This window comes from Bacillus sp. B15-48 (assembly GCF_016879755.1).
Taxonomy (GTDB): domain Bacteria; phylum Bacillota; class Bacilli; order Bacillales; family Cytobacillaceae; genus Mesobacillus_B.
The window spans coordinates 1,109,219-1,122,717 of the sequence record NZ_WOFU01000001.1 but is presented as its reverse complement, the minus strand read 5'-3'; the positions used below and the strand labels follow the sequence as shown (position 1 = coordinate 1,122,717).

Below are 13,499 nucleotides of genomic sequence, written 5' to 3'. Positions count from 1 at the left end.
GCTTTTTAAGCAAGCCTCATTTTGAAATCTTGATAGCCGAATTGACGGACGAGTTCGCAGTCGCCATCTTTCTTTTTAACCGCAATCGCCGGCAATGGCATGCCATTAAAAGTCGTATTCTTCACCATTGTGTAGATGGCCATATCGCCGAAAACTAAACGGTCGCCACTTTTTAATGGTTGGTCAAATGAATAATCGCCAATCACATCACCTGTAAGACATGTTTGTCCTCCAAGTCGATACGAGTAAGGCTTTTCACCAACTTCGCCTGAACCAAATAGTGGGGGACGATAAGGCATTTCTAATACATCAGGCATATGACATGACGCAGAAGTATCAAGAATGGCAATTTCCATTCCGTTTTGAATCGTATCAAGAACCGTTGTAATTAAATAGCCGGCATTTAACGCCACAGCTTCTCCTGGTTCAAGATAGACTTCCAATTCGTATTTCTCTTGCATTCTCTTAATGCATTTTTCCAGACGAGGGATATCATAATCTTCACGAGTAATATGATGTCCGCCACCAAAGTTGATCCATTTCATTTGTGAAAGCCATGGGCCAAACTTTTCTTCAACTGCATTTAAAGTTGTTTCTAGATCGTCTGAGTTTTGTTGACAAAGGGTATGGAAATGCAACCCGTCAACTCCATCAAGCAAATCAGGACGGAAATGCTCAATCGTGACGCCAAAACGTGAACCAGGTGTACACGGATCATAAATGGCATGCCCAATTTGTGTGGAGCATTCAGGGTTAATGCGCAAGCCTATGCTTCTGCCAGCTTTTATGGCTTTTTCTTTAAATTTTTCTAACTGTGAGAAAGAATTAAAGATGATATGATCGCAGATAGAAATAATCTCATCGATTTCATCCTCACGGTAGGCAGGGGAAAAGACATGATTTTCTTTCCCCATTTCCTCATAACCAAGGCGGGCTTCAAGTAAGCCACTTGCAGTTGTTCCACTTAAATACTCGCCAATCATTGGGTAGAGCGAATGCATAGAAAATGCTTTTTGTGCTAAAACAATTTTACATCCTGTACGTTGCATAACTCCGTTTAGGATTTTCAGATTTTTCTCCAGAAGCTCTTCATCGACGACATAACAAGGGGTTGGTAATTCTTCAAATTTCATTTTAACGAACCGGCTCCGGTGCTTTGATCGTCTCGTTATCGACAAGCACTGGATTATGGTCTTCTTGCCATGGCAGTCCCCATTTATTCAATGCTTCCATGAATGGATCTGGATCAAATTCTTCAATATTATATACGCCTGGTTTATTCCACTTCCCAGTCATAACCAACATCGCACCGATCATCGCTGGAACACCTGTTGTATAAGACACGGCTTGGGAACCGACTTCTTTGTAACATTCTTCGTGGTCGCAGACATTGTATACATAATAGGTTTTCTCTTTGCCGTCTTTTTTCCCTTTGAAAATACAACCGATGTTTGTTTTTCCTTTTGTACGTGGTCCAAGCGATGCTGGATCCGGTAATACTGCTTTCAAGAACTGAAGCGGGATGATTTGTTTCCCTTCGTATTCAATCGGCTCAATCGATGTCATGCCAACATTCTCAAGACATTTTAAGTGAGTAAGGTAGCTTTGGCCAAAAGTCATGAAGAAGCGAATTCGCTTAATTCCTGGAATGTTCACTGCAAGCGATTCAAGTTCTTCATGGTAAAGAAGATACATGTCTTTTTCACCAACTTCAGGGAAATTATAGACGCGTTTAATTTCCATCGGTTGTGTTTCAATCCACTCGCCATTTTCCCAATATCTACCGTTTGCAGAAACTTCACGAATATTGATTTCAGGGTTGAAGTTTGTGGCAAACGGGTACCCATGGTCACCTGCATTACAGTCAAGAATGTCGATGTATTCAATTTCATCAAAATGATGTTTTAATGCATGAGCGGAGAAGACGCCAGTTACACCTGGGTCAAAACCGCTGCCTAAAAGGGCAGTAATTCCCGCTTTTTCAAAGCGCTCGCGATACTCCCATTGCCATTTATATTCAAATTTTGCCGTATCTTCCGGTTCATAATTAGCTGTATCCATATAATGTGTTTTTGTTGCTAGACAAGCATCCATAATCGTTAAGTCTTGGTAAGGTAAAGCTAAGTTCATAACGATATCTGGTTTCACTTCTTCGATAAGTGCGATTAACTCATCAACATTATTGGCATCCACCTGTGCAGTGGTAATTTTTGTTTTACCTCCATCAAGTTTCGCTTTAAGGTCATCACATTTTGATTTTGTTCGACTAGCGATACAAATTTCCTCAAATACATCACTGTTTTGAACACATTTATGGATAGCCACAGAGGCCACTCCACCACAACCGATAATGAGTGCTTTTCCCATTCACAATCTCTCCTAACTTAAATAGAATTTGCCAAAACACAACAAAAAAGCAAGTGAAAAACGCCTATTTGCGCACAACACTTGCTTAGATATAATTATTCATATTAAAAAAGCATGAAAGAACAATGACAAAAATGTCATGTGTAGGCGTCTATTAATATAAATAGACGATTAATAAGCTCTTTAATATTCAAAATATATCTTTAAAAGATCAGAGTCTATATAGCAAATAATTACTTTTACCACTCTTATTGACCGTTTCACAAGTTGATGTGCGTATGCACTGGTTGTTAAAGTAACCAACTTATAAAAGTTGAGCTTTTAACTCAATCAATAAGCAACTAAGGTTGCCAATCGGCATTTGACCCGGCTGTCCGTATGGCCTTAACTCCCGCAAGGAAGTGGTCAAAATTATCTGCTTGGAAAGACTCAAGATATACTGAATAGTAGCTTTCCAACTAACGCTTCTCTAGATTAACAACTAATAATTAAAATATCAATAGGTTAAGAAAAAAAATAATGGCATATTTAAATGATTCTTTAGTGGGCAGTTAGTGAGATAGGAGAAAAGGGAAGGGAATTACCCCTTATCAATCGATTTTATGAGATTAAAACGGTAAAATGATTTAAAATGGTTGTTGAAAGTATAATGGAAATCAGCCTATAGGAAAAAAACAGAGGATCGATTTAATGGAGGGGAAAGATGGAACTGAGAGCGAATATTAGAAAATTGGTTGATCATAAATATTTTCAACCGATTGTTATTGGAATCATTTTTTTAAATGGATTAATTATCGTTGCTGAGACGTATGATGAAGGCAATCAGCTTTTGTTATTTTTAGATAAAATTATCGTCTGGATTTTTGTCGTCGAACTGTTTTTAAAAATGGTTGGCCTTGGCTTGAAAGGGTATTTCTCTGATCGCTGGAATTGGTTTGATTTTACAATTGTCTTAGGGAGTTTAGTATTTTACGCATCCCCATTTGTAAGTGTGCTTAGGTTAATTAGGGTTTTGCGTTTATTAAGGATGATCCCGGCAATCCCGGCTTTACGAAAAATCATTGATTCGTTAATGAAATCGGTCCCTGCGTTAACGGGAATTTTAGGACTATCCATTTTGATTTTTTCCATTTATGCAATCATTGGGACGACCTTTTTTAGCGAGGTGCTTCCGTATGAGTATTTTGGGAGCTTTCATACTTCGCTCTTTACATTGATGCAGGTTGTTACATTTGAATCGTGGGCTAGTCAGGTTGCAAGACCGGTGATGAGTGAAGTTCCTTGGTCGTGGCTCTACTTTGTTTCTTTCATTATCATTGGCGCGCTCGTTATTTTAAACCTTGTCGTTGCAGTGATTTTAAGCTATTTAGGCCAGGAGGATGAAGGCATCCGTGTAGAACAAATGGAGCGATTGTTCAGCGAAAACGAAGCATTGAAGAATGATATTGGAGAGATTAAACAAATTCTGTTGGAACAAAATAAAAAATAAGGTACGTACGATCACCCAAACCAGTTGTTATCAGTTTGGGTGATTTTTTAATTGAGATGCTTTCCTAGACATTTTCATAAACCATACTGGACAACGGAACTTTAGCTACTGTGTTCGTAATGAGTCAACTGGGATGTCGGCGTTCTCACGGGTGTAATAAATCCAGATAATCGCTGCGCATAATAAATAGTAGATAATAAATAGATAAAGCGCAACGCTGACATCGCCCGTATGTTGGATGGACCAGCCGAATAGTTGTGGAATGAAGAACCCGCCAAACGCTCCTATTGCCGAGGCAAAACCAATTGCCGCTGGTGATTCAGTAGCCCCAAAGATAATTGGAAACAAGGTGAAAATCGAGCCATTTGCAATTCCTCCAGCAGCAAATAATAATAGAAAAGACAGAAAAAACCCAATAAAGCTTCGTCCATTTGGGCTTATAAAATGGAGAACCCCGATGATACCAATCACCATAAAACCAATATCAATGAGAGATACTTTTGCTCCGCCAAACTTATCGGCGAGATAACCACCAACAGGGCGGCCTAATGCGCCTAATAACGGACCAATAAATACGATTTGGATGGTGTTTATTTCTGGGAATGTTCCTTTTAATAATAAAGGAAAAGCAGCAGAATAGCCGATAAACGATCCGAAAGACATAATATATAGTATCGTAATTAAATACATATGCTTCCTTTGAAAAACTTTTAGCTGCCTTTTTAGCTTCGGCTTTTCTAAAGGAAGATTGGTCATGCCGAACATCGCCATTACGGCAAAAATAAGGATGGGAATCACCCAAATGAAGGCACCGTTTTGCAACCAAACGTTGGCTGTTCGGTTCCCAACTGTAATGGTTTGTGGTGCGCCCGCCAGTGCCCCGAAAAGTGGGAAAGTAATCACAAGCGGAATGAGAAGTTGGGAGAGGCTGACGCCAAGATTGCCTAAGCCACCGTTGATTCCTAAAGCAGATCCTTGTTTTGTTTTCGGGAAAAACGGTCCAATCGCTGCCATCGAGGAGGCAAAGTTCCCACCGCCAAACCCGCACAGCGCAGCAAGAATTGCCATCGTTGTGTAGGGGGTATCGGGATTTTGTAACGCAAATCCAATGCCTACTACTGGGATGAGAAGAATAAGTGTAGAAAAAATTGTCCACGTTTTCCCGCCTGTATAGGTTACGCCTATTGAGTAAAAAACCCTAACTAAAGCTCCTGTTAAAGCTGGAATCGCTGCTAAGGAATACACTTGTTCAGTCGTATAATTAAACCCAGCATCAATCAACTGTAGGGATAAAATGGACCAAATTTGCCAAACACTGAATGCAATCAGTAAATTCAGAATCGATATCGATAAATTCCGATTGGCAATTTTTCGCCCCTCAGACTCCCAAAACCTCACATCATTCGGATTCCAATAATTCATCCTCTAACCTCTTTCAATAAATAATCATTTTATCTTCTGTATAACAGAAAGAATCTATTCTTATTAGTGAGGGGAAGGGGATATGTGACAAAATCATTCATGTTTCACGTGGAACATTTAAGGGAAAGCTGACCCAAAACAGTCGTTCATAACGGCCTTTTGAGTCAGCTTCTCATTATCGGGAAATACCTATATTATTGTTCATTTAAGCTTGTTACGGAAACACTTTGTTTATTATTTGGTTCATTAAGAGAATGGATTGTAGCTGTTCCATTTTGTTCATCCACGTGCTCAATGTAAATGTTCTCTCCATTATAGGTTACATTAGCCATAATTGGCGAAGAAGCAATTTCTTTTGCTCGATGTGGGTTCATTGTAGCCACCTCCTTTTGGATTTCACTAGTTATACTATTTGTTTCAAATAACTTATCTATACTTGCTATGATTGAAACGGCTTCCGTGTTTATGAAATGAAGAGATGTGTAAAAAATATTTTTAATTCGAGATATTTTTCTTGCATTTCCTTCGCTTGATGTGTAAAGTGATGGTAACGAAAGGGAGTGAGTCATAATGAGAAAAAATACACTTGGGTCCCTAATATGGTTGCGCATTGCTCGTTTTACACATCAAAGTAATTTACTATCGAATGAATTCTTAAAACAATTTGGGATTACGGCTGCTCAGTTTGATGTACTAAATCAGGTATCAACTTATCAGCCGATCACCCAAAGTCAGCTGGCTGTAAAAGTAACCGTGACGGAAGGTGGAATTTCACGTATGCTCACTCGACTTGAGCAAGAGGGGTATATCCAGCGTAAGCAGGACTGGAAAACGAAATGGATTACCTTGACGAAAACAGGGGAAGATAAAATGGTTGAAGTTTTTGAACACCAACTAACTTTCCAAACGTCGATTGTCAATGAGTGTTTGACAGAGGAAGAGCAGAAAACACTATATATGCTCATGACTAAGTTACAAAAAAATACCGAAAATAAAATAGAAAATTAAGAACCCGACTACATGTGGCGGAAATTCAATGCCACTAATTTTTTTAAAACTATCACTTGATTAGTAAACTGAAAGTAAAGGAGGAAGGATCTATGTTCATAATTCCAGGGCATCATCACATTTCAATGATTACAAAAAACGCGAGTAAAAATAATCGTTTTTACCGAAATGTGCTTGGTTTACGTCGCGTGAAAGTAACGGTGAACCAAGATGAGCCATCGATGTATCACTTATTTTACGGAGATAAAACAGGGAGCCCAGGTACAGAATTATCATTTTTTGAAATTCCAGCAGGAGGTAGAACGCATCGCGGGACAAATGCCATTACAAAGATTGGCTTACTCGTACCAACAGAAGCAAGTTTAACCTATTGGAAAAGACGCTTTGAGGAACATGGGGTAACCCATAGTGACATTACAACTTATGCCAATCATCCCGCATTACACTTTGAAGATGCTGAAGGTTTACGGATGGTCCTTCTTGTCGCAAATGGTGCAAAAGTCGAGCACTGGGAAACTTGGGAGAAATCCGAGGTCCCCGAAGAACATCAAATTCAAGGAATGGGTTCTGTAGAAATAACAGTACGAAGATTGGATAAGCTAGCCAGGACACTGACCGATATGTTTGACTACACAGAGGTCAACCGTACAGATGATGAAGCGATTTTTCAATCAATCAACGGAGAGGTTTTTGGAGAAATCGTCGTGAAATATTTAGACGGTCCGTCTGAAAGACCAGGCCGTGGCAGTATTCATCATTTAGCCATTCGTGTAAAAAACGATGAAGAACTTCGTTTTTGGGATGAGCAAGTACGTGTACGTGGTTTCCAATCATCTGGCATCGTCGATCGCTACTACTTTAAGAGCCTCTATTTCCGGGAATCAAATGGGATATTATTTGAAATTGCAACCGATGGGCCAGGCTTCACTATCGATGGAGACATCAATACATTGGGTGAAAAACTAGATTTACCACCTTTTTTAGAAGACCGTCGCGTTGAAATCGAAGAAAATCTAAAACCTATTGAAGAGTATGAATGAACAAACGAACAATAACACATCAAGCAAACCAAGCTATCTTACCATTAAATTTAATTTCCTAGGAGGAGAATAACATGAATCAATTAAAAGGAATCCACCACGTAACAGCCATTACTAGTAGTGCAGAGAAGAACTATGAATTTTTCACCTATGTGTTAGGGATGCGTTTAGTTAAAAAAACCGTCAATCAAGATGATATTCAAACTTATCATTTATTCTTTGCCGATGATAAAGGCAGTGCAGGAACAGACATGACCTTCTTTGATTTCCCAGGCATTCCGAAAGGTGTACATGGTACGAACGAGATTTCAAAAACCTCATTCCGTGTTCCAAGTGATGCCGCATTAGACTATTGGGTAGAACGTTTTGACCGTTTAGAAGTTAAGCATACTGGAATTAAAGAGCAATTCGGCAAAAAAACGCTCTCTTTCGTTGATTTTGATGATCAACAATATCAATTGATTTCAGATGAATTCAATAAAGGTGTGGAATCCGGTACACCTTGGCAAAAAGGTCCGATTCCAATTGAATATGCGATTACTGGTTTAGGTCCGGTTTTTATTCGGATTGCAAACTTTGATTACTTCAAAGAAATGCTGGAAAAAGTTTTATTATTTAAAGAGACTGGCCAAGAAGGGTCCTTCCATTTATTCGAAGTGGCAGAAGGTGGCAATGGTGCCTCAGTCATTGTCGAATATAATGCGATTCTTCCTCAAGCCCAACAAGGTTATGGCACAGTACACCATGCGGCATTCCGAGTAGAGGATCGCTCCGTATTAGATGAATGGACTGAACGATTAAGTAGTTTTGGATTCCAGACTTCTGGTTATGTAAATCGTCACTTTTTTGAATCTTTATACGCAAGAGTTGCTCCCCAGATTTTATTTGAGTTTGCAACGGATGGTCCTGGTTTTATGGGAGATGAACCTTATGAAACGCTTGGGGAAAAATTATCTTTACCTCCATTCTTAGAGCCTAAACGTGCAGAAATAGAAAAGTTAGTTCGCCCAATTGATACAGTGAGAAGTACAAAAGAATTTGTGAAAGAATGATTGCTAAAGTTTGTTGAAATAAGAGGAATTGTTGAATGTTAACGAACCAATTTTAAAAATAGCTGAAAAAGTAATCTTTTAGGTTGACATATATCATAGTTTAATATATTCTTAAATCAAGATAACTTATTTCGAGATAAAAAGGAGATTTTAATATAATGAATGTACTAGTTGTAAAAGCAAATAACCGTCCAGCATCAGAAGCAGTATCAAGTAAAATGTATGAAACTTTCATCGAGAATCTAGAAGGTGTTAATGTCACAACGTTTGATGTTTTTGCGGAAGACATGCCATATTTTGGTCAAGATTTATTCAACGCTTTTGGTAAAATGGGTTCAGGCGAACAATTAACAGATGTTGAGCAACGTATTGTAGCTGCGAAACAAAAAGCGAAAGATGCTTTATCAGCAGCAGATATCGTCGTATTTGCTTTCCCATTATGGAACTTAACAATCCCTGCAAAACTACAAACATTTGTTGACTATGTGTACGAAGCAGGCTATTCATTCAAATATGATGAAAATGGCCAACTTGTCCAATTACTGACAGATAAAAAAGCGGTTATCCTAAGCGCACGTGGAGGAATCTATTCTGCTCCTGAAGCAGCACCAATGGAAATGGCTGCTACTTATGTGAAAAACGTATTTGGTGGAGTATTCGGAATGGAAATCATTGATGAAGTGATTATTGAAGGTCATGCAACAACGCCGGATAAAGCTGAATCCATTATTGCTGAAGGTCTTGAAAAAGTAAAAGAGGCAGCAAAAAACTTATCAGCAGTAAAGGCTTAATGAGCAGCAAATAAAAGCAATATGTCAGATTCAAAAAATGGAGTAAAATCAAATATGATTTTACTCCAATTTTTTTAGCTAATAGAAAAGTATAAATTTGCAATTTATACTTTCCTAACGCATAAGGGCAACTACGCCTCTGTCTTCGCCTTTAGGGGCTCGCCAATCGGCGAGTTTTCTTTATTTGTTTTCTAGCAGAAAGAGTTTGTCAGGATGTAAATGAATTTGATAATCTCCTTGCAATAACGGTTGGAGCTGGTGATTGCCGACTGATGCCTGAATGGTAAAGTCATGACCGATTTTTAATGTGAGGGCCGTTTGGTGGATTCCTTTGACTACTTCAATGATTTCGTAGGAGAAAGCATTGACTGCCTCCATAGGCTTTTTAATAAATTGAATATCCTCAGGGTAAATCCCGATATGGGTAACAGCACGATGAATTTTTTGTTTTTGGACCATCAATTGAATGCCTTGAACGGTACATTCCAAATAATCATCATCTTCAATGAATGAATGAACAGGGAGAATATTTTTACAGCCAATCACTTCTGCTGCGGAAATATTTTTTGGCCTTGTAAACACTTCCTCTTTGTTTCCAGCTTGAATGACTTCTCCGTTTTTATAAAGGATCAATTGGTCGCAAAGCCGGTATGCTTCCTCCATATTGTGAGTAACGAGCAAGACAATACCGGAATAGTTTTCCTTAATGATATTAAGCAACTCTTGTTCTAGTATATGTTTGACGTGATGGTCCAAAGCGGAAAAAGGCTCGTCGAGAAGGAGGAGATCTGGCTCCGTCACTAGTGTTCTAGCGAGGGCGACCCGTTGTTGTTGACCACCTGATAGTTCATTTGGATAATGATTTTCATAACCATTTAGCTGCACCTTCTCTATCATCTTGGCGACCCTGCGTTTTTTCTCTTCTTTTGGTCGTCCTTTAAGCCCATATTCAATGTTTTTTTCAACGGTTAGGTGGGGGAAGAGGGCATAGTTTTGAAAAACATAGCCGATGTTACGATTTTTTGTTTTAATAGTAAATTTTTCTTTACTATTAAATAGGGGGCGGCCATCTAGCAAAATTTCCCCTTCATCAGGTGTTGCTAGCCCAGCAATGCATTGTAATGTGACACTTTTTCCGCAACCGGAAGGCCCGATAATTCCGGTAATTCCTCTGTCTGCCGTAAATTGTGCATGGAGTTGAAACTGGTTAAACTTTTTCTTTATGGCTACATTTAGCATGTTTTCATCGATTCCCCTTATTTACTCTCTTTTCAAGGCGATTAATAATGTATAGTACAGAAATGGACACGGTAGTCATAATGAGTACAAGGATATTGGCTAAGTCACGATTCCCAGCGAGCAACGCATCATAAATCGCGATTGGCATCGTCATCGTTTCATTTGGGATGCTTCCGGCAACCATTAGTGTCGCCCCAAAATCACCGAGCGCTCTAGCAAATGCAAGCGTCGTTCCTGCCGCAATCCCTCGCCATGCAAGGGGAATAATAACAGTTAGAAAAATATTAAATTCAGACCGTCCTAAAACTCTAGCAGCATTGACTAACGTAGGGTCAATTCCTGCAAAAGCGGAGCGCGCTGATTTAATTAAAAATGGAATCGAAATTACTAAGGCAGCGATGACGGCTCCAGTAGGGGTAAAAACAATCGTGATATTAAATGTTTCCTCAAGAAATTGACCGAGCGCACTTTGTCTGCCGAGTAAAACGAGCAAATAGTATCCAAGTACAGTTGGTGGAAGAATAATTGGCAACGTAATAATCGTATCGAGAACATCTGCCATTCTGCCATTTGAGCGGTTTAAATAATAGGCAATCGGGATTCCGAATAAAAGCGCTAAAAGAGTTGCTGTTGACGCAACTCTTAATGATAAAAATAACGGAAATAAATTAATTCCTTCCATTAACTAATTTCCCTCCGGAATCGTAAATCCATAGCTCTCCATAATTGGTTTTCCTACTGGCCCTGTTATAAATTGAATAAACTCATTTGCCAAATCTGGTTCATTTGTTTCTTCAATGACAGCGATCGATTGCTCAATCGGGGCATGTAGAGCATCATCTATTAAATGGAATTGAACTTCATCTTCTTTATAAAGGGATAAAGCGATGATGCCGGCCTCGACATTGCCAGTCTCAATAAAGGCAAGTGTATCGGAAATATTGCGGCCGTAGACGAGCTTCGTTTCGATTTGGTCCCATATTCCTGCAGATTCAAAGGCTTGTTTTGCTGCCATACCATACGGGGCATGGTCAGGGTTCGCGATTGCAACTTTCTTCATTTCAGGATTTACTAAATCACCTAACGACGTGATTTGTAGTGGAGAGTCAGGCAGAACAGCAATCCCAATTCTTCCGAAAGCGTAAGTCGTTTGTGTTTCGGGAAGAATTAAGTCTTTTTCTCGCAAACGATCAATGAAGGATACATTGGCAGCAGCAAATACATCAAATGGTGCGCCATTTTCAATTTGGTCAGCTAGTTGTCCTGTTGAACCGAAGGAAAAGGTGAGTTTTGCACCCGTTTCGTCTTCAAATAATTCTCCGATTTCTGTAAAGGCAAGCGTTAAGTCTGAAGCAGCAGCTACCTTGATTTCTCTTTGTTTCTCGTCTGTGTCATTATTTGCGCTGCAACCAGCGAAAAGCAAAAGCGCAAAAAGAATCATAAAGTACGTAAATTTATTTTTCATCATTGCTTCTCCCCAAAATGAATTATGTGTTTGGTGTTACAAAGAATCAGCTAATTATCATTATATCTGTTTTCCTAATGGAGCGACAATAACGTTCGTATAAGAAAAGACCATTACATTAATCTTGTAATAAATGCTGTGGCAATGCCGAAATAAATGAGTAACGATAAAATATCATTGATTGTCGTAATTAGCGGCCCAGAAGCGACTGCGGGGTCGATTTTTAACTTGTATAAAATTAACGGAATGATTGTGCCTGCTAAAGTACCAATGATTAAAGTGATAAGCAGTGAACTGCCAACGACGAGTCCAAGGATAAAGTTTCCCTGCCAAATATAAGCAATGATTGAAATTAAAATTCCACAAGTAACCCCAATCATGATGCCTACCCAAAGTTCACGCATGACAAGTTTTCCAACTTCTTTAAAATTCAAATCTTCTGAAGCTAGACCACGTACGACAACAGCGAGTGATTGTGTTCCGGTATTTCCCGTCATCCCTGCAATCATCGGCATGAAAAAGGCTAAGGCAACGACGGCTTCTAATGTTGTTTCAAAGCCACTAATGATTCCCCCAGAGATCAAACCGATAAATAATAGAAGAATAAGCCAAGGCAAACGCCGATATGCGGCTACGACTGGTTTCGTGTTAAAGTCAATTGCTTTCCCTGATGCGGATAGCTTTTCAATGTCTTCATTTGCTTCGCGTATGACAACATCAATGATGTCATCGACGGTGATGATTCCAACGAATGTATCATTTTCATCGACGATCGGTAAGGAGACAAAGTCATAGCGTGTAATCAGTTTTGCCACTACTTCCTGGTCGGTGTATACATCCGCTTTAACAACGCGGCTAAACATAATATCCTCGACTTTTTCATGCAAATCGCCTAATAAAAGGTCTTTATACGAAACAACACCGACTAATTTTTTTTGTTCATCAATGACGTAAAGGTAATTCAAGTATTCCGCCAATTCGGCAAAATGCTTGAGTTTATCGACCGCTTCTCGAATCGTATAATGTTTAGGGATCCAAACATAGCGGTTATTCATCATTCTTCCTGCAGTTTCAGGAGGGTAGTTCATTAAGTTTTGGACAACTTCCGATTCACCTTGCTTCATTTCTGATAGAATCTCTTCGATTTTCTCCGGCTCTAAATCAGATAGAAACGACGCTAAATCATCGTTTTCCATTAAATCAAGCACTTTTGTTGATTTTTCTACGCCCAATTTATGAAGAACGTCAAGTTGATCTTCTCTATTTAACTCTTGCATCAGCTCAGTAAGTTGCTCAATTGTTAAGAAAAGCAGGAATTTATTGCGATGCTTTGAGGGCATCCGATCGTATTGCTGGGCAATATCATACGGCTGAAGCTCATCAATAGTTTCCTGAAAAGCTGTTTTTTTCCCTTCCTTAATAGCTTGAATGAGTGCGAGTAAAATTTCATTTTCGGTCATGGCTAATGACATGCCAATCCCTCCGTTCTAAAAAGTCTAAAGGACCATTTTTCTTATATACCATTTTAGTGAAAAACAAGGATGATTAAAATAGGCAATCAGTATAATGGTTTCTTGCCTAAAAAGGTATTTCCCTTTATTAGAATACCACTCATTTCAATACGTA

Annotated in this window: 13 protein-coding genes; 5 read left to right on the top strand and 8 right to left on the bottom strand. The window is 39.0% G+C overall.

What is annotated here, in order from left to right:
- Positions 1-5: 5 nt before the first annotated feature.
- Positions 6-1,133, bottom strand: a complete 1,128-nt coding sequence (gene nspC, locus GNT69_RS05120) for a carboxynorspermidine decarboxylase (protein WP_203553848.1) — start codon at positions 1,131-1,133, stop codon at positions 6-8.
- 1 nt (position 1,134) lies between these two features.
- Positions 1,135-2,367: a saccharopine dehydrogenase family protein gene (locus tag GNT69_RS05115; protein WP_203553847.1), complete on the bottom strand. Its 1,233-nt coding sequence runs from the start codon at positions 2,365-2,367 to the stop codon at positions 1,135-1,137.
- 703 nt (positions 2,368-3,070) lie between these two features.
- On the opposite strand from GNT69_RS05115, the gene GNT69_RS05110 reads away from it, so the two are divergent.
- Entirely contained in the window at positions 3,071-3,856 is a 786-nt protein-coding gene (locus GNT69_RS05110; protein ID WP_203553846.1) for an ion transporter, read from the top strand.
- 105 nt (positions 3,857-3,961) lie between these two features.
- Here GNT69_RS05110 and GNT69_RS05105 read toward each other — a convergent pair whose 3' ends face one another.
- Positions 3,962-5,278 (bottom strand): MFS transporter, encoded by a 1,317-nt coding sequence (locus GNT69_RS05105; protein WP_203553845.1) that lies wholly within the window; start codon positions 5,276-5,278, stop codon positions 3,962-3,964.
- Between the two features lie 194 nt (positions 5,279-5,472).
- On the bottom strand, positions 5,473-5,652 hold the full coding sequence (locus GNT69_RS05100; protein WP_203553844.1) for a small acid-soluble spore protein H: 180 nt from the start codon (positions 5,650-5,652) through the stop codon (positions 5,473-5,475).
- Positions 5,653-5,848: 196 nt separating this feature from the next.
- Here GNT69_RS05100 and GNT69_RS05095 point away from each other — a divergent pair, with 196 nt between their 5' ends.
- From GNT69_RS05095 to GNT69_RS05080, 4 genes are all read left to right on the top strand, one after another.
- Positions 5,849-6,286: a MarR family winged helix-turn-helix transcriptional regulator gene (locus tag GNT69_RS05095; protein WP_203553843.1), complete on the top strand. Its 438-nt coding sequence runs from the start codon at positions 5,849-5,851 to the stop codon at positions 6,284-6,286.
- Positions 6,287-6,378: 92 nt separating this feature from the next.
- Entirely contained in the window at positions 6,379-7,326 is a 948-nt protein-coding gene (locus GNT69_RS05090; protein WP_203553842.1) for a ring-cleaving dioxygenase, read from the top strand.
- A 74-nt stretch (positions 7,327-7,400) separates the two neighbouring features.
- Entirely contained in the window at positions 7,401-8,378 is a 978-nt protein-coding gene (locus GNT69_RS05085; RefSeq protein ID WP_203553841.1) for a ring-cleaving dioxygenase, read from the top strand.
- A gap of 158 nt (positions 8,379-8,536) precedes the next feature.
- A complete protein-coding gene (locus tag GNT69_RS05080) occupies positions 8,537-9,169 on the top strand; it encodes an FMN-dependent NADH-azoreductase (protein ID WP_203553840.1) in 633 nt (210 codons plus the stop codon).
- A 180-nt stretch (positions 9,170-9,349) separates the two neighbouring features.
- Here GNT69_RS05080 and GNT69_RS05075 read toward each other — a convergent pair whose 3' ends face one another.
- The 4 genes from GNT69_RS05075 to mgtE all read right to left on the bottom strand — a co-directional run bounded on the left by GNT69_RS05075 (position 9,350) and on the right by mgtE (position 13,345).
- Positions 9,350-10,408 carry a sulfate/molybdate ABC transporter ATP-binding protein gene (locus GNT69_RS05075; RefSeq protein WP_203553839.1) on the bottom strand — a complete coding sequence of 353 codons (1,059 nt, stop codon included), beginning with the start codon at positions 10,406-10,408 and terminating at the stop codon, positions 9,350-9,352.
- A gap of 4 nt (positions 10,409-10,412) precedes the next feature.
- The gene (gene modB, locus GNT69_RS05070) at positions 10,413-11,090 is read right to left on the bottom strand and encodes a molybdate ABC transporter permease subunit (RefSeq protein WP_203553838.1); all 678 of its coding nucleotides are present in this window, start codon (positions 11,088-11,090) and stop codon (positions 10,413-10,415) included.
- A gap of 3 nt (positions 11,091-11,093) precedes the next feature.
- Positions 11,094-11,876, bottom strand: a complete 783-nt coding sequence (modA, locus tag GNT69_RS05065; protein WP_239094016.1) for a molybdate ABC transporter substrate-binding protein — start codon at positions 11,874-11,876, stop codon at positions 11,094-11,096.
- A gap of 110 nt (positions 11,877-11,986) precedes the next feature.
- Positions 11,987-13,345, bottom strand: coding sequence for a magnesium transporter (gene mgtE / locus GNT69_RS05060; RefSeq protein WP_203553837.1), 1,359 nt, complete (start codon positions 13,343-13,345; stop codon positions 11,987-11,989).
- Positions 13,346-13,499 lie beyond the last annotated feature (154 nt).